Source organism: Tsukamurella pulmonis, assembly GCF_900103175.1.
GTDB classification, from domain to species: Bacteria; Actinomycetota; Actinomycetes; order Mycobacteriales; family Mycobacteriaceae; genus Tsukamurella; species Tsukamurella pulmonis.
Genome location: NZ_FNLF01000002.1, coordinates 3,319,755 through 3,341,786 on the forward strand (window position 1 = coordinate 3,319,755; position 22,032 = coordinate 3,341,786).

Here is a 22,032-nt window from a genome sequence, read left to right on the forward strand (position 1 = left end):
CGAAGACTATCCGGGCAACAAAAAACCCCCGTCAGCGGTAGCTGAGCGAGGGTAGCGCGTCGATGCTGGTGTGAAACGGATGCAACCGGTTCAGGCGGCGACGCGCCGACCGATTACGAGGAGCTGGTAGCTGTGCTTCACACCAGTGAAACTAGGCGCTGGTGTGCATTCGCGTCAAACCAGTGAGCACCCCCGTCCCACATGATGGGATTCGGCTGCCGCGTGCGACAATGCGTGTTATGAGCGAGAGCCCTGCGACGCAGTCGAGCACCACCCGCACCGTGACCACCGATCACACGCCGGACACCGCGGTGCCGATCGCCGCGGGCGACCGCGTGGTCTTCAAGCACCCTCGTATCGCGCTGCTCGGCGTCGCCCTGTTCGCCGTCTGCCTGGCGCCCATCGTCGGGCCGTGGACGCTCGGCCGCTCGATCGACGGCGGGGCGGCCGGCGCCGGCGCCGCAGTGCTCGGCTGGCTGCTGCTGATCGTGCCGATCCTGCTCGCCCTGTGGATCCTGCGCGTGCGCACCGTCATCGGACCCGACGGTGTGCGCTCGGTCCGCGTGCTCAGCGCGACCACGATCGGATGGGACGAACTGGCAGGGATTAGGATCGGGCGCAACGGTGCGGTGTACGCAGTCCGCACCGACGGTTCCGAGGTGCGACTACCCGCCGTCACCATCAGCCAGCTCCCCCGCGTCGCGACCGCCTCCGGCGGCCGGATCCCTGACGTCACGGCGGAATAAATCCCGCCGAACAGGCCTTGTCCTGTTCACGGGGAGCGCATCTCCTCCACCAGCCCGCACGATACGAAGATCCGAGGCGAGAAGCTCATGCCACCGCTCCGCTCACGCACCACCACCGTCGGCCGCAACGCCGCAGGCGCCCGCTCGCTCTGGCGCGCCACCGGACTCACGGACAGCGACTTCGGCAAGCCGATCGTGGCGATCGCGAACTCCTACACCCAGTTCGTGCCCGGCCACGTCCACCTCAAGGACATGGGCGAGATCGTCGCCGAGTCGGTGCGCGCCGCAGGCGGCGTCGCCCGCGAGTTCCACACCATCGCCGTCGACGACGGCATCGCGATGGGCCACGGCGGCATGCTCTACAGCCTGCCCAGCCGCGAGATCATCGCCGACTCCGTCGAGTACATGGCGAACGCGCACACCGCCGACGCGCTGGTGTGCATCTCCAACTGCGACAAGATCACGCCCGGCATGCTCAACGCCGCGATGCGGCTGAACATCCCCACGGTCTTCGTCTCCGGCGGCCCGATGGAGGCCGGCAAGGCCGTCATCGTCGACGGGATCGCCAAGGCGCCCACCGACCTCATCACCGCGATCTCCGCCTCGGCGAACGACGCGATCGACGACGCCGGGCTCAGCGAGGTCGAGCGCTCCGCGTGTCCCACCTGCGGCTCCTGCTCGGGCATGTTCACCGCCAACTCGATGAACTGCCTCACCGAGGCGCTGGGTCTCGCCCTGCCGGGCAACGGTTCCACCCTCGCCACGCACGCCGCCCGCCGCGCCCTCTTCGAGCGCGCCGGCACCGTCGTGGTCGAGGCCGCCAAGCGGTACTACCGCGACGGCGACGAGTCCGTGCTCCCCCGCAACGTCGCCACCCCCGCAGCCTTCCGCAATGCGATGGCGCTCGACGTGGCCATGGGCGGATCGACCAACACCGTGCTGCACACGTTGGCCGCCGCGCAGGAGGGCGAGGTCGACTTCGACCTGTCGACCATCGACGCGATCAGCCGCAAGGTGCCCTGCCTGTCCAAGGTGTCGCCGAACAGCGACTACCACATGGAGGACGTGCACCGGGCCGGCGGCATCCCCGCCATCCTGGGCGAGCTCCGCCGCGCCGGCCTGCTCGAGACCGACGTGCACACGGTGCACGAGCCGTCCTTCGACCAGTGGCTCGACGACTGGGACATCCGCTCCGGAAAGGCCACCGACGAGGCGCTCGAGCTCTTCCACGCGGCGCCCGGCGGCGTGCGCACCACCGAGCCCTTCTCCACCAAGAACCAGTGGGAGAGCTTCGACACCGATCAGGCCGGCGGCTGCATCCGCGACGTCGAGCACGCCTACACCGTGGAGGGCGGGCTGTGCGTGCTGCGCGGCAACATCGCCGTCGACGGTGCGATCCTCAAGACCGCGGGCATCGACGAGGACCTGTTCACCTTCGAGGGCCCGGCCGTCGTGGTCGAGTCGCAGGAGGAGGCCGTCTCCAAGATCCTCGGCAAGGAGATCAAGGCCGGCGACGTGGTCGTGGTCCGGTACGAGGGCCCCAAGGGCGGGCCGGGCATGCAGGAGATGCTGCACCCCACCTCGTTCCTCAAGGGCCGGGGCCTGGGCAAGCTGTGCGCCCTGATCACGGACGGCCGCTTCTCTGGCGGCACCTCGGGCCTGTCCATCGGTCACATCTCCCCCGAGGCCGCAGCCGGCGGCGTCATCGGCCTGGTCGAGGACGGCGACACGATCCGCATCGACGTGCACACCCGCGCACTCGAGGTCCTGGTCGACGACGAGGAGCTCGCGCGCCGTCGTGCCAAGATGGAGGCCTCGGAGCGCCCGTGGCAGCCCAAGGACCGCCAGCGCACCGTCACCACCGCGCTGCGCGCCTACGCCGCCCTGGCCACCTCCGCCGACAAGGGCGCGGTCCGCTACGTGCCGTGACCCGGTAGATCCCGCACACGAGTGATGCCCCGGTCCCCACAGACCGGGGCATCACTGGTTGCTCCCCTCCCGTCGCGGCGTACGACTACAGCCACTGCGGGGCGTGGGGTGCACCCGACGGGTCGTCCAGTCCGACGCCGCCGCGCCCCGTCGCCCACCGGGCGACCGCGGCGACCGGACCCGCCACCGTGCGGGCGGGCTCACCCCCGGTCACCGGCACGGGATCCCTGCCCGGGCTGGAGAGCACCAGCCCGGCTCCGTCGCCCCGCTGCCGCCACACGCCCACCACGTCGTCGATCAGTGTGGTGCAGACCTCGGCGGGGAAGTCGGCGAAGCGGGCGTCCGTCCCGAGGTCGACGCTGTGGATCCACACCTCGCGCGTGCGCATCCACACCGTCTCCGCGGCCGGCACGAGACGCCCCTGCGCGGTCTGCACGGTGGCCGACCACGCGGCCGGTGGCGCGTTCCGCCACTTCTCGTCGAGCCGGGCGACGGAGTGGTCGAACAGGTTCCGGAGCGCACCGGCGTTCACCGTGGCCCCCTCCGCGATCTCGCGCGCCCGTTGCTCGGCGGATTCGTACATCGGGGTCCGGGTCCCCGTCACGGCCCAGTCCATGAGCCGGCACAGGGCGATCGCGTTGTATCCGACATGCGCGAGCAGGTGCCGGCGACTCCACCCGGGCAGTGCGGAGGGCTCGTCGAGCTCCGCGTCGGTGAGGCCGCCGAGGTGCCGCGCGAAGTGGGCCGTGCCGCGTCGGGCGATCAGCAGCTGGTCGGCCAGCTCGCGCTCGCGGAACCCGGTCATCGCACGACCGTCGTGTTCCGCACCGAGCCGATCCCTTCGATGGTGACCTCCACGGTCTCGCCGTCCCGGATGTGCCGCGGCGGCTTGCGGGCGTGGCCGACCCCGCCGGTGGTGCCGGTGATGATCACGTCGCCGGGACGGAGGGTCACGATGTGGGAGATGTACTCCACCAGCGCCTCCGGCCCGAAGACGAGATCCGCGGTGTTCGCCTCCTGCATCAACTCCCCGTCGAGCGCGGCGGTGATCCGGGTGTCGGGTGTGTAGTCGGTGACGAGGACCGGTCCGAAGCCCGACGTCTTCTCGAAGTTCTTGCCCTGATCCCATTGCAGCGTGCGGTACTGGTAGTCGCGCATGGTGTAGTCGTTCATCACCGAGTACCCCGCGATGTACTCGGCCGCCTCCGCCTCCGCGACCTGGTAGGCCCGCCTGCCGATCACGAACGCGAGCTCCGCCTCCCAATCCAGCTCCCCCGCCGCGTAACCGGGGACGATCACGTCGTCGTACGGCCCCGTCAGCGCGTCGGCGAACTTCGCGAACAGCGTGGGGTGCTGCGGAAGGTCCCGGCCCATCTCGCGGATGTGGGTGGCGTAGTTCAGACCGACGCACACGATCTTGCCGGGCCTCGGCACGACCGGCGCGTAGTCCGCGCCGGCGAGGGGGATCCGGTCGCCGGACGCGGCGCGCGCCAGCGCCTCCCACTCGGGGTCGGCGAGCAGGTCGGACAGGTCGGCGAAACCGTTGATGACGGTGGCGGTATCGGTGTCGACGCGGACGGCGGCGGTGCCGCGGTCGAGGCGCAGGGTGGCCAGGCGCATGGTTCAGGCTCCTTCGGGGATGTAGGTGCGGCTGAGGTGCAGCCGCTCGATGACCGGTGCGTCGGAGAACGCGAACAGGTCGAGCTGCGATTCCGCGTCGAAGGCCCAGCGGGTCCAGGACGGGACGGCGATCAGGTCGCCCGTGGTCACTCGCGTCACAGTGTCGCCGAGGTGCACGGTCCCGGTGCCCTCGAAGACCTGGTACACGGTGCTTCCCGCGTCGTGCCGCGGCCGAGTGGACGCCCCCGGGCGCAGTCGGTGGAACTCGGCACGAATGGTGGGCATGACGTCGCCCCCGGTCGTCGGGTTCGAATAGCGCACGGCGGCGTGTCCGGGTCCGCAGGTGGCGGCATGCCCCTCGTCCTCGAGTTCCAGCTGCGCGGCGAGAGCCCGATCCGTGTGTTCCCAGCGGTAGGCCGCGATCGGCGAGTTGGTCTTCGCGTCGAGTCCGATGAGCGGGCGCAGGCCGGGATGCGCCCACAGCCGCTCCGCGCGGGAGACGTCGGGGGTGGAGTCGTCGGTCACCGTATCGGACCCGAACTCGAAGAAGGCCGTGTCGGTGTACTGCACCAAGGGGATGTCGAGTCCGTCGATCCACGCCATCGGGTGGTCGGTCTCGTTGTGATGGCCGTGGAAGTGCCATCCCGGGGTCAGCAGGAAGTCGCCGCGGCGCATGGCGACCGGATCGCCGTTCACGACGGTCCACACCCCCTCGCCCTCCACGACGAACCGGAAGGCGTTCTGCGAGTGCCTGTGCTCGGGGGCCACCTCCTTCGGGCCGAGGTACTGGATCGCCGCCCAGAGGGTGGGCGTGACGTGCGGTGCCCCACCCAAGCCGGGGTTCGCCAGGGCGATCGCGCGACGTTCGCCGCCGCGTCCCACCGGAACCAGATCGCCCGAGCGCTCGGCGAGGGGATACAGCTCGGACCACCGCCACACGTACGGCACCGCCCGCGGCGCCGGCGACGCGGGCATGAGATCGGCCGTCTGGGTCCAGAGTGGATTGAGGTGGCGGGAGTCGAAGTCCCGGTACAGCTGCGCCAGGCCCGGATCGTCCGCGGGAATGGGAGAGGTCGAAGACATCTGCTGCTCCGTCGGGTGAGGGTGCGGGGTTTCGCGAGCAAACGTAGGACGCTCGATGCGCGGACGGCCCGAAGATTCTGATGAGCAGAATCTGCGAGGTGCGGACTGCGTTGTGGATCACACTGATCGGGCCGCTCCGATACCGCTCCGACCGAAGGAATCACGATGCCCCTTCCCACTTCTCACCATCTGATCGACGGTGCGCTCGTCGGAGAACCCGACCGGCCGTCGCGGTCCCCGGCGGACGGGACCGAACTCGGCACGTACGCCGACGGTGGTGCGGCGGAGGCGGACGCGGCCATCGCGGCGGCCCGGCGCACCTTCGACGATTCCGACTGGCCGCTCGACCGTCGCCGGCGACATCGGGCATTGTCCCGGATCGCCGACGGCATCGAGGCGCGCACCGACGACCTCGCTCTGGCGCTCGCCCGGGAGAACGGGAAGGTACTGGGAGAGGCTCACTTCGAACTGTCACTCGCCGTACCCAAGCTCCGCTACTACGCCGCGCTCGCGCTGGCGGATCACGGACGAGCAGCAGAGGTCTCGCCCGGGGTGCACATCCGATCGGTCGCTGAGGCGGCGGGCGTCGCCGGGGTCATCGTGCCGTGGAACTCCCCAGTCGTGCTGGCGGTGCGGTCGTTCGCGCCCGCGCTTGCGACTGGGTGCACCGTCGCGATGAAGATGCCGGCACAGACCGCCATGGTCAACGGGCTGCTGCACGAGATCCTCGCCGCCACTCCCGACCTTCCCGACGGCGTGATCAACTCGGTCACGGAGTCGGGTTCCGAACTGGCCCAGCGGCTCGTCTCCTCACCGGACGTCGAGGTGGTCAGCTACACCGGCAGCTCCGCAGTGGGGCGCACGATCATGGCGAACGCCGCCCCGCACCTCAAGCGACTCTCGCTCGAACTCGGCGGCAAGTCCCCGATGATCGTCTTCGATGATGCCGACCTCGACGCCGTCGTTCCCACGCTGACCGCCGCGATCACCACCTTCGCCGGCCAGTTCTGCATGGCCGGCAGCAGGATCCTGGTGCAGGCGTCGATCCGGGATCGTCTCCGCGCACGTCTCATCGAGTCGCTCGGCGCCGTGCGCCCGGGCCCCGGCGATGCACCCGACAGTGCCATGGGGCCGATGATCGACGCCGCGAACGCGCGTCGGGTCGAGCGGATCCTCAGCGACGCCGAGCAGGACCCGGCAGTCGACGTGATCGTCCGCGGCGGGCAGCTCGGCGGGCCGGAGAGCGCATTCGTCGCGCCGGCCCTGCTCGCCCCGCACCACCCGGCGCATCCCGTCGTGCAGGAGGAGATCTTCGGCCCCGTAGCGACGTTCGAGTCGTTCGACACCGAGGACGACGCCGTCGACCTCGCCCACGCGACGCGGTACGGACTCGCCGCGTCGATCTGGTCCCGCGACGTCGACCGCCCGACCCGCGTGGCGCGACGCGTCCGCGCCGGCACGGTGTGGATCAACGGCTGGGCCGTCGTGGCCGATCAGTTCGAAGAAGGTGGGTTCGATCAAAGCGGCCTCGGCCGTCTCAACGGCACCGCGGCGCTCGCCGAGTTCCAGGAGGTGAAGACCTATGTCCAATCTGTCGACTCCTGAGCGCGGGGTGGCTGCGCCGTCCGCAGCGGCCCGGGCCTCGCTCCTGGTGACCATCATCTGTTGGGGCATGGTGGTGATCGAGGGCTACGACCTCATCTCCTTCGGCAGCGTCCTGCCGGTGCTTCTGCGAGATCCCGGTTCCGGCTTCACCCCGCAGAACGCCGGCCTCGTCGGCGCCACCGCCTTCATCGGCGCGACCGTCGGCGCGCTCTCCTCCGGCTGGCTGTCGGACCGCATCGGGCGGCGTCCGGTGGCCATCGGCTCGCTGGTGTGGTTCTCGGTGTTCACCTTCCTCTGCGGGTTCGCCGATGGGCCCGCAACACTCGGTCTCCTCCGCCTTCTCGCCGGTATCGGCATCGGCGCCATCGTGCCGTCGACGTCGGCGCTGACGCTCGAGTACGCGGTCCCCGAACACCGCACCCTGTCGTACACGCTCATGCTGTCCGGAGTGCCGATCGGCGGTGTCCTGGCCGCGGTCTCCGGCATGACGGTGATCCCGTCGCTCGGCTGGAACTGGGTCTTCTTCGTCGCCGTCGTTCCCGCTGTGCTGATCCTCCCGATCGTCCTGTGGAAACTGCCCGAGTCGATCACGTTTCTCGAGCACCGGGGACGCCTCGCCCGTGCCGACGTCCTGCGTGAGCGGTTCGGCCTGCCGCGGCCCGCATCCCCGCCCGCCGCCGACGACGGCTCCCCGACACCGGGGATCTTCAGCCCCGACTACCGGCGGGCCTCGGCCCTGTTCGCCGTCGCCTCGTTCTTCGGGCTCCTCACCTGGTTCGGACTCGGGACCTGGATCCCCGGGATCATGCGACACATGGGGTACGACCTGGGCTCCGCACTGCGGTTCCTCCTCATCCTCAACATCGGCGCGATCATCGGTTCGATCTTCATCGCACTCGCCACCGATCGATGGGGATCGAAGAAGGTGGTCGTGGGCACCTACCTGTGCCTCGCGGTGGTGCTCACAGTGCTGCTGATCAAGCTTCCGCAGCCGCCGCTGCTGGTCGCGATGGCCCTCGCCGGGGTCGGCGGCCACGGCGGGCAGATCCTGATCAACCGGTACGTCGGCCGTTCGTACCCCGCCGCCACCCGCGCGCGAGCGCTGGGATGGTCGCTCGGCGCCGGCCGGATCGGCACGATCCTGGGCCCGATCGTGATCGGTCTCATCGTCGCCGACGGTCGCGCCTCGCTCGGGTTCCTCTTCTTCGCCGGATGCGCCGCGGCCGCCGCGGTGACCCTCCTCGCCGTTCCCCGCACCCCGGCGGCCTCCCGAGACGAGGAATGATGACCGCTCTGATCACCCTCGAGGACTACCGCACCGCCGCCCGGAAGCGGCTCCCCCGCATGATCTTCGACTTCATCGACGGCGGTGCCGAGGATGAGCGCACCCTGCGCGCCAATCGTCGTGCCTTCTCCGATCGCACGCTCGCCCCGCGGCTGCTCAGCGGTGCCGCTACGCGATCCCAGGCCACCACGGTGTTCGGCGAGACCCTCTCGCTCCCGGTCCTGCTCGCCCCGACCGGGCTGTCGCGCCTCGCGGGGCGGGACGGCGAACTCGCCGCGGCCCGCGGTGCCCGCGCCGCGGGCACGCAGTCGGTACTCAGCTCGGCGGCGTCGGTACCGGTGGACGAGGTGGCGCGCGGATCGGGCGTACCGCCCTGGTTCCAGCTGTATCCGTGGCGCGATCGGATGCTCACGTCGGCGCTCATGGACCGAGCCCGGGCAGCGGGCTGCACCACCCTCGTCGTGACGCTCGACGTTCCGGTCACCGGAGCACGGGAACGCGACTACCGCAACGGGATGACGATCCCCGTACGCCCGACCCCGTCGTCCGCCCTCGACGTCCTGCGCCACCCGCGCTGGGCGGCCAGGATGCTCACGGGCCCCCGCGTCACCATGGCGCACCTGGTGGGGCTGTCGGCGGAACGCGGATCGAGCGCGGCGTCACTCGCGCAGCTCAACCTCGACCTGCTCAACCCCGCGTACTCCTGGGACGACCTGCGGCGCACCCGCGACCACTGGACCGGTCCGCTGCTCGTGAAGGGAGTACTGGGCGCGGCCGATGCGCGGCTCGCCGTCGACTGCGGGGCGGACGGCGTGATCGTCTCGAACCACGGTGGCCGGCAGGCGGACGGCGTACCCGCGTCCCTCGACGTGCTCCCCGAGGTGGTCGCCGCGGTCGGCGACGTGGCGACGGTCCTCATGGACGGCGGTGTCCGCCGCGGCACCGACGTCCTCATGGCGTTGGCGATGGGTGCCGAGGCCGTTCTCATCGGCCGCCCGTGGATGTACGGTCTCGCCGTCGGCGGCGAGGAGGGCGTCACCCGGGTCCTCGACCTCCTTCGAGCGGAGATCGATCGTGCTCTTGCGCTGATCGGCGCGGCATCGACGACCGACGTGACCCGGGCGATGCTCGCGGACTCGGGGACGTCGCGGTGAACCGCACCGTGCGCGAGATCGTCCACCAGCTGCTCCAGGACCGCGGCATCACGCACGTCTTCGGCAACCCCGGATCGACCGAGATGCGCTTCTTCCGGGACTTCCCCGCCGACCTCCGATACGTCGTCGGCCTGCAGGAGGCCTCGGTGATCGCGATGGCGGACGGTCATGCCCGCGCGACGGGCGGCGTCGGACTCGCGATGGTCCACTCTGCGTCGGGATTGGGGCACGGCCTGGGCAGCCTGTTCACCGCGGCGCGGAACGGGACCCCTCTGGTGGTGCTCGCGGGCCAACAGACCCGCTCGCTGCTGCCCCACGCGCCGTATCTCCAGGCGCAGGACGCGGCGGCGTTTCCGCGGCCGCACGTCAAGGATGCGATCGAACCCGCGCGCGCGGCCGACGTCCCGGAGCTCCTCGCCCAGGCCATCGATCTCGCAGCGGCACCTCCCGCGGGACCGGTGTTCGTGTCCGTCCCCGAGGACGACTGGGACGAGCCGGGCGGTGAGGTCGCGCCGCGGCGCGCCGCACGCGGCCTGCTCCTCCCCGCCGATTCGGCGCTCGCCGAGCTCGTCGACGATCTCACCGGAGCCCATCACCCAGCGCTCGTTCTCGGCGGCGCCGTGGAAGCCGGCGGAGGGCGCGGCGCCGCGGTCGCGCTCGCGCGGTCGCTGGGTGCGGCGGTGTACGCCGCCCCGCTCACCGACCGGGCGGCGTTCCCGGAGGACGACCCACATTTCGCCGGGTTCCTGCCCCCGTTCGCCGAGGGCGTGCGCGCGGCGCTGGACGGGCACGACGTGGTTCTCGTCGCGGGAGCGCCCGTCTTCACGTTCCACGTGCCGTCGGACGGGCCCGTCATCCGCCCCGGGACTCGGCTGTGGCACGTGACCGACGACCCGGGCGACGCGTCCCGGGCGTTGGCGGGGACCTCCCTGCTCGCCCCACCGGCGAGCACGGTGGGCGTGCTGGCACGGCTGACCGCCGCGGCCGGGACCGTGCCGCTGCGCGCACCGTCGGGCCGCACACGGGACGACGCCGTCGCCCCACCGGCCGCCGGGACGCTGAGCCCCGAGGCCGCGCTGGCCGCGATCGCCGCCGTGCTCCCCGACGATGCGCGGATCGTGGAGGAGGCGCCGACGCATCGCAATGCGATGCACGCGCACCTGCCGATCCGCAGTGGGCAGGACTTCCACGTCGCCGCCAGCGGCGGACTGGGGTGGGGCATGCCCGCCGCGGTCGGCATCGCCCTCGCCGACCCCGACCGCCCGGTGGTGTGCGTCATCGGCGACGGATCGAGCCTGTATTCGGTACAAGCCCTGTGGACTGCGGCGCAGCACGGCGCGGGCGTGCTCTTCGCGGTGCTGGACAACGGCGGGTACGCGGCGATGAAGGCGTTCGGAGGGCGCCTCGGGGTGTCCGACGCCCCCGGCCTCGACCTCCCGGGCGTCGATCCGACCGCACTCGCCCGGGGGTTCGGGGTCGGCGCCGCGACCGCCGGCACCCCCGACGAGGTCCGGTCCATGGCCGCGACGGCGATCGCCGGCCGGCGGCCGTTCCTGCTGCGGATTCCCGTGGGCCCCGCCGCCGGGGCCCTCTACTGAGATGGGGCCGCACGACGCCTCGAGGGGTAGCTTCGGTCTCGTGCAACGGTTCACGGTCGTCAAACGCCCCGAGTACGCGGTGCGGGCGGCGGACAACACCCTGCAGCTGTTGCTCCTGCTCCAGGCCGAACCCGACGGCGTCCGGGTCCAACAGGTGGCGGAGCACCTCGGTATGGCACCGTCGAGCGCGCACCGTCTCCTCTCCACCCTCGTCTACCGGGGGTTCGCGAGTCAGGACGCCGCACGCAGGTACGTCCCTGGGCCGATCCTCAACGGCCGCCGCGGGGTGGCGGGAGTAGCCGGTCTCCCCGCGCCGATCGCCGGGCCGCTCGCCGATCTCGCGCACACCACCGGGGAGACCGTCTCGCTCCTGCGCCGGGGTGGTGCCAGCGTCGAGTTCGTCGGCTCCATCGAGTCCCGCCAGCGGCTGCGGGTCGGGGAGCGCACCGGAACCGTCCTGCCGGCGCACCTGACGTCCGGTGGGAAGGCCCTCCTCGCGGCGTTCGGCGATGCCCCGGTACGCCGGATGTACACGGGGTCGGCCGCGCGCCGGGCGGGTATCCAGCTCTCGGCGCCGGATCTCGAGTCGCTGATCGGCGAACTCGCGGAGGTCCGCGCGCACGGCTACGCCCTGAACTTCGGGCTCACGGAGGCCGGCATCTCGGCGATCGGGATGGCGGTGCCCGCCGAGGCCGGTCATCCTCCGACGTTCGCCGTCGCTGTCGGTGCCCCGTCGGTACGGGCCGACGTACTGACCGATCCCGCCACGAGGGCCGCGCTGCTCGACACCTGCGCGGCGCTCAGCGCGCCACTGAGCGAGATCTACTGAGTTCCCGCTAGGTGAAACACGCGAACGCCCGGCACTCCCTCACGGGAGGCCGGGCGTTCGGCGTTGCGACGACTACCGCTTGACCAGTGGATTGGCGCCGTTGAGTAGGACCCAGACGGTGACCGCCGCCGCGACCGCGATGATCAGCCAGACGAACGAGCCGATGTGCGGCCGGCGCGCCCAGCCCCGGTTGAAGTCGAGCGAGAGCTTGCCCGGACCGGTGAGGATGATGGCGACCGAGGCGAAGAGCAGCAGCAGCTCGAACTCGACGCCCTTGTCCTGCGAGAAGAACACGAAGCCGTTCCCCACGGTGGTGAGCTTGAACAGCGTGGCGGAGAGCATCACGCCCACGGCGCCCGCGGCCGCGATCGGGGTGAGCAGGCCCAGGATCAGCATCGCGCCACCACCGAGCTCGACGACGCCCGTGGCGATCGAGATGACCTTGGTGAACCGCTCGAAGCCCAGTGACGGATCGTTGCCGTTCTGCAGATAGCTGGCGAATCCGTCGATGCCGGGGCCGCCCCAGATCCCGAACAGCTTCTGGATGCCGTGCGCGACGAGGATCGCGCCGACAGCCACGCGCAGCACGAGCAGTCCGAGGTCGGTGGTGCCGCGCCGGGCGGCCTTGCGAGCCTCCTCCAGTTCGGCCGAGACGTCGCCGACCGGCTTGCCGAACCGGCGGCCGGCCGGCGGTTCGATCTGCTCGGTCGCCGCGGTCTCCAGCGGGATGCCCTCGGCCTCGGCACGGGCCTGTGCGGCGCGCTCACGGCCCCGCCGCCGGTTGTAGCGCTTCCCGAACTCGTCGCGCTCGTCGCTCGAGAGGTCGGCGCGCTCCGTCGCGGCATCCGGGGAGGTCCCGGACGTCGAGATCGCCGCGGTGGCGGCGTTCGCCGCCGCGATCGCGGCGGCCAGGTCGCTGGTGTCGGGCACGCCGGGCGCGTCGTTCGCCACCGTCCCGGGCGCGGGAGTGGACGCCGCCGGCGTCGCCGCGGCGGGGGCGCTCACCGTCGTGTCGTCCGATGCCGATGCCGCGGGCTCGTCGCGGTAGCGCGGGAGCACCGGCCCGATGCCGGTGTCCGAGTCGTCGTGCGGGTCCAGGACGAACCCGCCCGTCGGGTGCCGCTCGCCGAAGCGCGGCAGCTCACCCGTGGACCGGAAGTCATAGGGTGACTCGGCCGCGCCCTCGCTGGTCTCGTTCTCGATTCCGTCCTTGTCACTCACGGAAACCAGCCTAGAGTGCGAACGCGCCGACGGCCGGGAGCGAACCGCGGCCTCGGCACGATCGGTAGTGTGGCGGCATGAGTGAGGGGACCGGCCGCGCACGCTCCGGCGCGCGGCGCGCCGTCGTGGTCGCGGCGGCTGCGGCGCTGCTGGCGGGGTGCGCCGACTTCTCGGACAGCGAGGCGGCGCCCTTCACGGGGCCGCCCACCGGCGGGGTGACCACCACTAAACCGCCGGCCCCCGCCCTGCCGAGCGCGGCGCCCAAGGCGCCGGGCCCGTGCATCGACCAGAACCCGCAGGTGCTCGCCACCTGCCTCACCACGCCCACCGACCTGATCCCCACCGACGATTTCGCGCACGCCTACGTCGCGGAGCGCGGCGGCGCCGTCATGTACACGACGACGGACCTACCCAACCGGGAGGTGCTTCGGGTCGGCGCGGACACCACCGGCGACGGCGGGCTCACCGCGCTGGCGCTGTCCCCGTCGTACGACCAGGATCGGCTGTTCTACGCCTACGTGAGTACCCCCACCGACAACCGGGTGGTGCGCGTGACGCCGGGCGACGAGCCGAAGGTGATCCTCTCCGGGATCCCGAAGGGCGCCACCGGCAACGCCGGCTCACTCCTGTTCTCCGGCCGCGATCTGCTCGTGGCCACCGGCAACGCGGGCGACGCGAACGCGGCGCGCGACCCGGCTTCGCTCGCGGGCAAGGTGCTGCTGCTGCCCGATCCCGGCACCGTCTCCCCGGTGCGCCCCAAGGTGCTCGCGACGGACGGCGGCGTCCGGCAGTCGCTGTGCTCGGTTCCCGGGGGCGGGCCGGTCTTCATCGCCGATCAGGGGCTCACCCAGGACCGGCTGCGCGTGCTCACCCCGAACCAGCCCGCGTCCGTCGTGTGGAGCTGGCCCGACCGGCCCGGCCTCGCGGGGTGCGCCGCGATCGACGGTGCCGTCTTCGTCAGTCAGTCACGGCCCGGCACGGTCGAGATGCTCAAGCTTCCCGAGGGGCCGACCGCGGCCGACGGTGAGCCGATCCAGGTTCTCGATCGCACGAAGTACGGCGTCGTCGGGCGCCTGGCGATCGGCCCGAAGGACCTGCCCCAGGGCGTGACGACGAACAAACCCGAGCCGCAGGCGCCCACGGACGACCGCGTCGTGCTGATCCCGCCGCCGAGCGGCGACGCGGGAGCCACCGACGACTGACGCGCGGTCCTCCCGGCCTCACGGCCGGCGGCGGCGACCGGTCACTCGCAGGCAGCGAGCACCAGCTCGCGGACACGGGCGGCGTCCGCCTGGCCGCGGGTGGCCTTCATGACGTCGCCCACTATCTTGCCGGCGGCCTGCACCTTGCCGGCCTTGATCTTCTCGACGATGTCGGGGTTGGCGGCGAGCGCCTCGTCGACGGCCTTCTGCAGCGCACCGTCGTCGCGGACCACCTCGAGGCCCCGCGCCGCGACGACCTCGTCGGGCTCGCCCTCGCCGTCGAGCACGCCGACGATGACCTGCTGCGCGAGCTTGCTGGTGAGCTTGCCCTCGTCGACCAGGGCGATGACGCGGGCCACCTGGGCGGGCGTGATGGCGAGCTCGGCGAGCTCCACCCCACGCGAGTTGGCCTGCTGCGGAAGGAAACTGCCCCACCAGGACCGCGCCGCGTCGGGCGTGGCGCCCGCGTCCACGGTGGCGATGATCGCATCGATCGCGCCGAGGTTGACCAGGTCGCGCATGACCTCGTCGGACAGGCCCCAATCGGACTGGATCCGGGCGCGCCGCAACCACGGCAGCTCCGGGATGGTGCCGCGCAGCTCCTCGACCAGCTCCGCCGCCGGCGCGACCGGGCCGAGATCGGGGTCCGGGAAGTAGCGGTAGTCGTCGGCGGTCTCCTTGGGGCGACCGGCGGTGGTGGTGCCGTCGCCCTCCTGGAAGTGTCGCGTCTCCAGGACGACGGTGCCGCCGGCGTCGAGAACGGCGGCCTGGCGCCGCATCTCGTACCGCACCGCGACCTCGACGGACCGCAGCGAGTTGACGTTCTTCGTCTCGGTGCGGGTACCGAACTCGGCGGACCCGACGGGCTTGAGCGAGACGTTGGAGTCGCAGCGCATCGAGCCCTGATCCATGCGGACGTCGGAGACGTCCAGCGACGCCAACAGATCGCGCAGCGCCGTGACGTAGGCCCGCGCGATCTCGGGTGCCCGCTCCCCCGCACCCTCGATGGGCTTGGTGACGATCTCGACGAGCGGCACCCCCGCACGGTTGAAGTCGAGCAGCGAGTGCGAGGCGCCGTGGATGCGGCCGGTCGCGGAGCCGACGTGCGTCGACTTACCCGTGTCCTCCTCCATGTGCGCACGCTCGATCTCCACCCGCCAGGTGCTGCCGTCCTCGAGCGGCACGTCGAGGTAGCCGTCGTAGGCGATCGGATCGTCGTACTGGCTGATCTGGTAGTTCTTCGGCTGGTCGGGGTAGAAGTAGTTCTTCCGGGCGAACAGCGACGAGGGCCGGATCGAGCAGTTCAGGGCCAGGCCGATGCGGATGGCCGACCGCACCGCCGCCTCGTTGACGACGGGCAGCGCGCCGGGCATGCCGAGGCAGGTGGGGCACACCTGGGTGTTGGGCTCGGCGCCGAACTCGGTGCGGCAGCCGCAGAACATCTTGGTGGCGGTGCCGAGCTCGACGTGGACCTCCATGCCCATCACGGGCTCGTAGCGGGCAACGACGTCCGCGTACTCGGGGAGATCCAGATCGGCAAGCTCGGCACTCATGCCTCCAGCCTAATCGGATGCCGGTCAGCGCACCGCGACGGCCACCGCGTCCGCGGTCACGGTGATCGTGCCCGAGACGTACCCCGCGTCGGATCCGGTCAGCGGGCGGCCGTCGCGCGCGGTCGCGGTGAACGTCCACGGGCGGTTGTCGGTGAAGCGGACCTGCCCGTCGCGCACGGCATCGCCCAGGTCGATGTCCTCGACGTTCGGCGCGGTCCAGGTGTACGTGCCGTTCTCGCCGGAGTAGTCCGACTGCGGGCAATCGGCGGGGAAGCGGTCCTTCGAGGCGGCGCACGCCGCGTACTTCGCCGAGATCTGCTGCCGCGCGGAGGCCTTGGCGGCGTCGCTGAGGCCGAAGGCGATCGAGAAGGTGGTGCCGACGCTGAACCGGGACAGGCCCCGCACCGACGCCTGGCCCTTGTCGTCCGACGAGGTGTACTTCGACTTCTGCGGGGCCAGGTTCTTGTTGGCCGAACCGAGGTCGAGCGCACCGGGGAAGACGTAGACCACGCCGGAGGCCGGCAGCGGCTTGCCGAGCACGGTGACGTTCTTCTTGTCGGACTCGTAGGAGGAGTACGGCTTGAGCTGCACCGCGGCGGTGGCGAGCTTCCAGTCGTCGCCCACCTTCTCAAGGGTGAGTTCCTCGTCGTAGGCGACCTCGCCGATGGTGACCGTCAGATGCACCGTCCCGGCGAATCCGGCGCTCTCGCTGACGATCGTCAGGTCCTTGATCGGAGCGAGGTCGCGCTGCTTGCGCAGGATCTCATCGGTGAGCAACTCGGTGGAGGCGGGCGCCTCCTTGCCGTAGCTCAGCGCCTTCGCCGCGTCGCCGGCCTGCAGCGCGGCGAAGTAGGCCTTGACGGTGCCGCCGGGCGAGCCCGCGCCGCCGCCACCCCCGATGCTCTTGACGACGGCGACCCCCGCGATGAGCACGATCACCAGCAGCACGGCGCCGCCGCCGATCAGGGCGGGGATCAGCCAGCCCGGCCGGGGCTTCTTCGGGGCTCCGGGGCTCGGCGGGAACGGCGGTGTCCCCTGCGGGCCGGGCGTCGCGAATCCCTGGGCCGCCGGGTAGGAGGGGTACGACGGTGCGCCGCCCTGCGCGTACTCGGGGCCCTGCCACGTCGGGCGCAGCTGGGTGGACTGGTTCGGGTCGTGCGGGTCGAAGCCGGGGTTCGAGGGAGGACTCTGGTTCATGCCGGTCAGCGTGCGGGAGCGCGCTTAACGGGCGCTTCGCGTCCGCCAGTCCCCCGGACCCCGTCGGCGGCCGGCGCGACGGCTCAGCCGAAGAACTCGGCGGCGTCGTCGTAGCGGTCCCGGGGCACCCGCTTGAGCTGCTTGACCGCGTCGGCGAGCGGCACCAGACCGATCTGCGTGCCGCGCAGCGAGACCATCTGCCCGAACTTCCCGGCGTGCGCGGCGTCGGCCGCGTTGACGCCGTACCGGGTCGCGAGCACGCGGTCCGCGGGAGTGGGAGTGCCGCCGCGCTGCACGTGGCCGAGGACCGTGGTGCGGACCTCCTTGTTGATCCGCTGCTCGATCTCGACGCCCAGCTGGTGGGCGACCCCGGTGAACCGCTCGTGGCCGAACTCGTCGGTGCCGCCGACCCGCAGCTCCATGGAGCCCTCGGCCGGCTTCGCCCCCTCGGCGACCACGACGATGAAGCTGGAGTGGCCGCGCTGGAAGCGGCGCTTGATCAGGCGGCAGAGCTCCTCGACGTCGAACGGGACCTCGGGGATGAGCACCATGTGCGCGCCGGAGGCCAGGCCCGAGTTCAGCGCGATCCAGCCCGCGTGCCGCCCCATCACCTCGACGATCATCACGCGCTGGTGCGATTCGGCGGTGGAGTGCAGCCGGTCGATCGCGTCGGTGGCGATGGTCAGGGCCGTGTCGAAACCGAAGGTGACGTCGGTGCAGTCGATGTCGTTGTCGATCGTCTTGGGGACGCCGACCACGGGCACGCCCTCGTCGGCGAGCCAGGACGCCGCGGTGAGCGTGCCCTCGCCGCCGATCGGGATGAGCACGTCGATGCCGTTGTCGTCGAGGGTCTGCTTGATCCGGTCGAGGCCGGCGCGCAGCACGTCGGGATGGGTGCGGGCGGTGCCCAGCAGGGTGCCGCCCTTGGTCAGCAGTCGATCGTTGCGGTCGTCGTCGGAGAGCTGCACGCGCCGGTCCTCGAGCAGGCCGCGCCACCCGTCCTGGAAACCGACGACGGCGGAGCCGTACCGTGACGCGCTCGTGCGGACCACCGCGCGGATCACCGCGTTCAGGCCCGGGCAGTCGCCGCCGCCGGTGAGGACTCCGATTCGCAGACTCATGGGAGCGATCTTGCCGGGTCGACCCCCAACCTGTCATGACAACTCACGAGTAGTTCACCCGGGCGTGACGACCCCGGTCTCGTAGGCGTAGACCACGGCCTGCGCGCGATCGCGCAGGCCCAGCTTCTGCAGCACCTTGCTGACGTGCGTCTTGACGGTCTGATCGGAGACGAACAGCGCCCCCGCGATCTCGGCGTTGGAACGGCCGGCGGCGACGGCCTCGAGCACCTCGCGCTCGCGGGGCGTGAGCGTCGCGAGCTCGGGCGGCGGGGTCCGACGGTGCGCCCGGGCGGCGGTGACCTCGGCGATCATCCGCCGGGTGACCGACGGGGCGAGCAGCGACTGGCCCTCGTGCACCACCCGGACGGCGCGCACGAGCTCCTCGGCGGGGGCGTCCTTGAGCATGAAGCCCGAGGCCCCGACGCGCAGTGCCTCGTAGACGTAGTCGTCGATGTCGAACGTGGTGAGCATCAGCACGCGGACGCCGTCGTGGCGGCGCAGGATCTCGGCGGCGGCCTGCAGCCCGTTCATCTCGGGCATGCGCACGTCCATGAGCACCACGTCGGGTTGCAGCCGCGCGACCTCCGCCACCGCGGCCTTGCCGTCGGGGGCGTCCCCGATCACGGAGATGTCCGGTTGCGCACCCAGCAGGGCGCCGAAGCCCTGCCGGACCATGGCTTGATCGTCGGCGATGAAGACGGTGATGGACACTCTGAGCAGCCTAGGCCCCGTCGGGTCGCGCCGGGAGCGAGGCGCGGACCGCGAAGCCCCCGCCCGCCGTCGGGGTCGCCGACAGCGTTCCCCCGACGGTGCGCGCCCGCTCGGCCATGCCCGGGATGCCCTGGCCGAGGCCGGGGCCACCGAGGTCGGCGTCGGAGGTGCGCGGGCCGTTCTCGATGCTCAGGTTGAGCGTCCCGGCGTCGAGCGTGAGCGCGACGGTGATCGCGGCCCCCTGTGCGTGCCGGGTGGCGTTGGCGATGGACTCCTGCACGATCCGGTAGGCGACCAGTGCCGTGCTCTCCCCGATCGCCGACGGATCGGGCAGGGGCAGGTACTCGACGACGACGCCGGCCGCGCGGGCTCCGTCGATGAGCTCGTCGACGCCGCCCAGCCCGGGGGCGGGCGCGAGCTCGGCGGAGGCGTCGTCGAGGCGGAGGACACCGAGCAGGGAGCGCACCTCGTTGAGCGCCTCGCGGGCCGAGACGGCGATTCCGTCGAACTCGGCGCGGGCGCGCTCGGAGACGTCGGGCACGCGGTACTGCGCGGTCTGCGCCTGCACCACCACCAGCGACATCCGGTGCGCGACGATGTCGTGCAGGTCGCGGGCGATGCGGGTGCGCTCCTCGAGAATGGCGCGCCGCCCGCGCTCGAGCTCGCTGACCTCGGTCTGCTCCTCGAGCTGCGAACGGGACTGCAGCGCGAGCCGCAGCAGCAGGGAGACCGCGAGCGCGACGCCGAGCCCCGCGACCCAGCCGCCGCCGGTCCCCGGCTCCGCGTTCACCCAGAACAGCAGGGACGAGGCCACCCAGACGACGATGGCGTCGAGCGGCTTCGCACGCAGGAAGACCATGACGGTGGAGACGAGCATCGCGATGATGAGCGAGACCTGCCAGTTCCAGTTCCAGTCGTTCTTGGGGGTGAACCAGAAGAACATCGGGAAGACCGCGGCGGTCGCGGCGATGATCCCCCACGCGAGCCGGGGATGCGCCCACACCAGGGCGAGCGGCAGCACCGACAGGCCGCTGAAGATGGGCAGGAAGATCGCCGGGACGGTGAACTGCTCGTTGAGCGTGGGCCAGGCGACCGCCCACATGATCAGTGCGACGATCAGGAACAGCCAGTTGATCTTGCGGGACAAGAAGGTGCCCAGCGGGGTGTCGTGCAGGGTGCCGTTCGGGTCGGCGATGTGCAGTGCGCTCTGCTGATCCAGGTACCGTCCGGCGCGCACCGCGGCGCGGCCGAACCGCTCGATCCTGTTCGTGGTCGTCCTCATGGAAGGCAACGCTAGGGGTGTCCCGCGCCCGCCGTCCTCACCCGTTCGGGTGATATCGAACCACTCGCGCAGCCGATCCGGCCGCCGGTCCGGCGTTCCTAGCGTCGCTGCCATGAAACGTCGTATGCTCGCCGCCGCAGCCGTCCTCGCCGTTCCCCTGTCCTTCGGGCTCCCCCTCCCCGTCGCAGCCGGCGACGCCGCCGCGCGCGAGGACGTCGCCTCCGCGGCGGCCGTCCGCGCGATCACCGACCCGGCGCTCGATGCCGCCGCCCAGGTACGGTCCGTTCCGCGCACCCTCGGGTACGCGGCCGCGATCGGGCCCGGGTACGCGGTCAATCCGCACGGTGAGTGCTCGTCGGTGGTGCGGCTGCCCGCCGACTTCGACGCGCCCTGCAAGGCGCACGATCTGGGCTACGACCTGCTGCGGCACGCCGACTCCTCGGGCCACCCGCTCGACGGATGGGCGCGCCGGCGGATCGACGACGCCTTCGCCGAGCGGCTCGCCGCAGCGTGCGCCGCGCGGCCGGTCGGCCAGCGGCGCCACTGCACGGAGGTGGCCGGGCTGACCGTGATGGCGGTGCGCGCCAACACCTGGCGCCAGCACGACGGTCCGCCGCGCGCCGAGTCGGTGCGCGAGCTGGTCACCGGCTGGCTCACGGGCGGAGGCCGGCTGTGATCGCCCGGCGGCGTCCCCGCGGCGGCGTCCTCACCGGATACGCGGTCGGGGTGGCATGCGCATTGTTCCCGAACCAGTTGCCGCGCAGCGTGATGATGCAGATCGCGGTGTGCGTTCTGTTCGGGGCGATCGGCGCGCTCGCGGGGTGGCTGATCGTGCGGCGCCGCCCCCGGACCGACGGCGGCGGCCGCCTGCCGGCGTATCTCGGCTCGGCCGCGCTGGCCGGATGGGTGCTGTGGCAGAACCATCTCCGGGTGGCCGCGGGCGTGGATCCGGTGGGGCCGCTGGGCTTCGCGGCGCTCGTGGGAGCGGTCGTCGCGGTTCCCATCGTCGTCGCCGCGCTGTGGCCGGTGCGGGCGCGGGCCACTGCGGCGGCGGTGGCCGCATCGGCAGTGCTCGCCGGGATCGCCTGGCCCGCCACGGCATCCTCCGAGGAGTCGGCGTCGTACGCGCAGCGGTTCGCGGGCATCGCCTCGGCGACACCGGGGGTGCGTGCGTACGCCGCGCTCGGCGACGGCGCCTCCCCCGCCGCCCGGGCCGCGGTGGCGGTGGAGCGGCTCATCGCCGGCGGCGGGCTCAGCCGTCGTGTGGTGGTGGTCGCGGTGCCGACCGGATCGGGCTGGGTGGACCCGCACTTCGTCCGCGGGGTCGAGGAGGCGCTGCACGGCGACAGCGCGATCGTCGCGATGCAGTACACCGAGATGCCGAGCTGGCAGTCGTTCGTCCTGCACCGCGACGCGGCCGCCGCGAGCACCGCCGCTCTGATCGACGAACTGCACCGCCGGGCACCGTCGACGCCGGTCCGGGTGTACGGACAGAGCCTGGGGACCGTGGGCGTGCACGCGGCGGCGCGCCGGGCGGCGCAGCTGAAGGCACCGCTGCGGGCGACCCTGCAGGTGGGCACACCCGCGGGCGTGGCGATCGACGGTCCGGCGCAGCTCAACGCCTCCGATCCGGTGGGCATCTGGTCGCCGCGACTGCTGATCGCGCCGCCGGAGCGGGCCGCGACGGCGACCGGCCGGGCCACCCCGCGGCCGCCGTGGCTGCCCGTGCTCTCGTTCGTTCAGGCCACCGTCGACCTGCTGGGCGCGACCGCGCCGCCCCCCGGACTCGGGCACCGCTACGACGAGAGCCAGGGGACGCAGCTGGTGTCCGACCTCGTCGCCGGGCGGGACTTGTCCAGCGCGGCTTAACCGGATACTTTGTATCCAGGTTAGGAG

Annotated in this window: 19 protein-coding genes; 10 read left to right on the top strand and 9 right to left on the bottom strand. The window is 71.9% G+C overall.

Annotated elements, in window-relative coordinates:
* Positions 1-239 precede the first annotated feature (239 nt).
* Both BLQ62_RS16245 and ilvD read left to right on the top strand, forming a co-directional pair.
* Positions 240-746 (top strand): PH domain-containing protein, encoded by a 507-nt coding sequence (locus BLQ62_RS16245; protein WP_068529674.1) that lies wholly within the window; start codon positions 240-242, stop codon positions 744-746.
* Positions 747-833: 87 nt separating this feature from the next.
* Complete coding sequence (gene ilvD / locus BLQ62_RS16250; RefSeq protein WP_068567769.1) at positions 834-2,675, top strand: dihydroxy-acid dehydratase; 1,842 nt, start codon at positions 834-836, stop codon at positions 2,673-2,675.
* Positions 2,676-2,760: 85 nt separating this feature from the next.
* On the opposite strand, the gene BLQ62_RS16255 is transcribed toward ilvD, so the two are convergent.
* Genes BLQ62_RS16255 through BLQ62_RS16265 form a run of 3 tightly spaced genes read right to left on the bottom strand, consistent with a single transcriptional unit; the run spans position 2,761 to position 5,378 of the window.
* On the bottom strand, positions 2,761-3,480 hold the full coding sequence (locus BLQ62_RS16255; protein WP_068567772.1) for a maleylpyruvate isomerase family mycothiol-dependent enzyme: 720 nt from the start codon (positions 3,478-3,480) through the stop codon (positions 2,761-2,763).
* Positions 3,477-4,295: a fumarylacetoacetate hydrolase family protein gene (locus BLQ62_RS16260; protein ID WP_068567774.1), complete on the bottom strand. Its 819-nt coding sequence runs from the start codon at positions 4,293-4,295 to the stop codon at positions 3,477-3,479. The genes BLQ62_RS16255 and BLQ62_RS16260 overlap by 4 nt, the downstream gene beginning before the upstream one ends.
* Positions 4,296-4,298: 3 nt before the next feature.
* Entirely contained in the window at positions 4,299-5,378 is a 1,080-nt protein-coding gene (locus BLQ62_RS16265) for a cupin domain-containing protein (protein ID WP_068567776.1), read from the bottom strand.
* 165 nt (positions 5,379-5,543) lie between these two features.
* Here BLQ62_RS16265 and BLQ62_RS16270 point away from each other — a divergent pair, with 165 nt between their 5' ends.
* The 5 genes from BLQ62_RS16270 to BLQ62_RS16290 are packed head-to-tail and all read left to right on the top strand — an operon-like array spanning position 5,544 to position 11,849.
* Entirely contained in the window at positions 5,544-6,983 is a 1,440-nt protein-coding gene (locus BLQ62_RS16270) for an aldehyde dehydrogenase family protein (RefSeq protein ID WP_068567778.1), read from the top strand.
* Positions 6,961-8,268, top strand: a complete 1,308-nt coding sequence (locus BLQ62_RS16275) for an MFS transporter (protein WP_082756762.1) — start codon at positions 6,961-6,963, stop codon at positions 8,266-8,268. The genes BLQ62_RS16270 and BLQ62_RS16275 overlap by 23 nt, the downstream gene beginning before the upstream one ends.
* A complete protein-coding gene (locus BLQ62_RS16280; RefSeq protein ID WP_231857695.1) occupies positions 8,268-9,422 on the top strand; it encodes an alpha-hydroxy acid oxidase in 1,155 nt (384 codons plus the stop codon). The genes BLQ62_RS16275 and BLQ62_RS16280 overlap by 1 nt, the downstream gene beginning before the upstream one ends.
* Complete coding sequence (gene mdlC, locus BLQ62_RS16285) at positions 9,419-11,020, top strand: benzoylformate decarboxylase (protein WP_068567784.1); 1,602 nt, start codon at positions 9,419-9,421, stop codon at positions 11,018-11,020. Before BLQ62_RS16280 ends, mdlC begins: the two co-directional genes overlap by 4 nt.
* Positions 11,021-11,060: 40 nt before the next feature.
* Complete coding sequence (locus BLQ62_RS16290; RefSeq protein WP_068567786.1) at positions 11,061-11,849, top strand: IclR family transcriptional regulator; 789 nt, start codon at positions 11,061-11,063, stop codon at positions 11,847-11,849.
* 72 nt (positions 11,850-11,921) lie between these two features.
* Here the strand turns inward: BLQ62_RS16290 and BLQ62_RS16295 are convergent, their stop codons facing one another.
* On the bottom strand, positions 11,922-13,070 hold the full coding sequence (locus tag BLQ62_RS16295; RefSeq protein WP_068567788.1) for a DoxX family protein: 1,149 nt from the start codon (positions 13,068-13,070) through the stop codon (positions 11,922-11,924).
* 77 nt (positions 13,071-13,147) lie between these two features.
* On the opposite strand from BLQ62_RS16295, the gene BLQ62_RS16300 reads away from it, so the two are divergent.
* Positions 13,148-14,272, top strand: a complete 1,125-nt coding sequence (locus BLQ62_RS16300; RefSeq protein WP_068567790.1) for a PQQ-dependent sugar dehydrogenase — start codon at positions 13,148-13,150, stop codon at positions 14,270-14,272.
* Between the two features lie 41 nt (positions 14,273-14,313).
* Here the strand turns inward: BLQ62_RS16300 and gatB are convergent, their stop codons facing one another.
* The 5 genes from gatB to BLQ62_RS16325 all read right to left on the bottom strand — a co-directional run bounded on the left by gatB (position 14,314) and on the right by BLQ62_RS16325 (position 20,136).
* Positions 14,314-15,825 (bottom strand): Asp-tRNA(Asn)/Glu-tRNA(Gln) amidotransferase subunit GatB, encoded by a 1,512-nt coding sequence (gene gatB, locus BLQ62_RS16305; protein ID WP_068567791.1) that lies wholly within the window; start codon positions 15,823-15,825, stop codon positions 14,314-14,316.
* Between the two features lie 24 nt (positions 15,826-15,849).
* Positions 15,850-17,022, bottom strand: a complete 1,173-nt coding sequence (locus BLQ62_RS16310) for a hypothetical protein (RefSeq protein ID WP_068529661.1) — start codon at positions 17,020-17,022, stop codon at positions 15,850-15,852.
* 83 nt (positions 17,023-17,105) lie between these two features.
* Complete coding sequence (locus tag BLQ62_RS16315) at positions 17,106-18,137, bottom strand: ATP-dependent 6-phosphofructokinase (RefSeq protein ID WP_068530511.1); 1,032 nt, start codon at positions 18,135-18,137, stop codon at positions 17,106-17,108.
* A gap of 60 nt (positions 18,138-18,197) precedes the next feature.
* A complete protein-coding gene (locus tag BLQ62_RS16320) occupies positions 18,198-18,854 on the bottom strand; it encodes a response regulator (RefSeq protein WP_068567794.1) in 657 nt (218 codons plus the stop codon).
* A 10-nt stretch (positions 18,855-18,864) separates the two neighbouring features.
* Positions 18,865-20,136, bottom strand: a complete 1,272-nt coding sequence (locus BLQ62_RS16325; RefSeq protein WP_068529655.1) for a sensor histidine kinase — start codon at positions 20,134-20,136, stop codon at positions 18,865-18,867.
* Positions 20,137-20,248: 112 nt separating this feature from the next.
* Here BLQ62_RS16325 and BLQ62_RS16330 point away from each other — a divergent pair, with 112 nt between their 5' ends.
* Positions 20,249-20,812 (top strand): phospholipase A2, encoded by a 564-nt coding sequence (locus tag BLQ62_RS16330; protein WP_160126304.1) that lies wholly within the window; start codon positions 20,249-20,251, stop codon positions 20,810-20,812.
* 50 nt (positions 20,813-20,862) lie between these two features.
* Positions 20,863-22,005, top strand: coding sequence for an alpha/beta-hydrolase family protein (locus BLQ62_RS16335; protein ID WP_139184228.1), 1,143 nt, complete (start codon positions 20,863-20,865; stop codon positions 22,003-22,005).
* Positions 22,006-22,032: the final 27 nt, after the last annotated feature.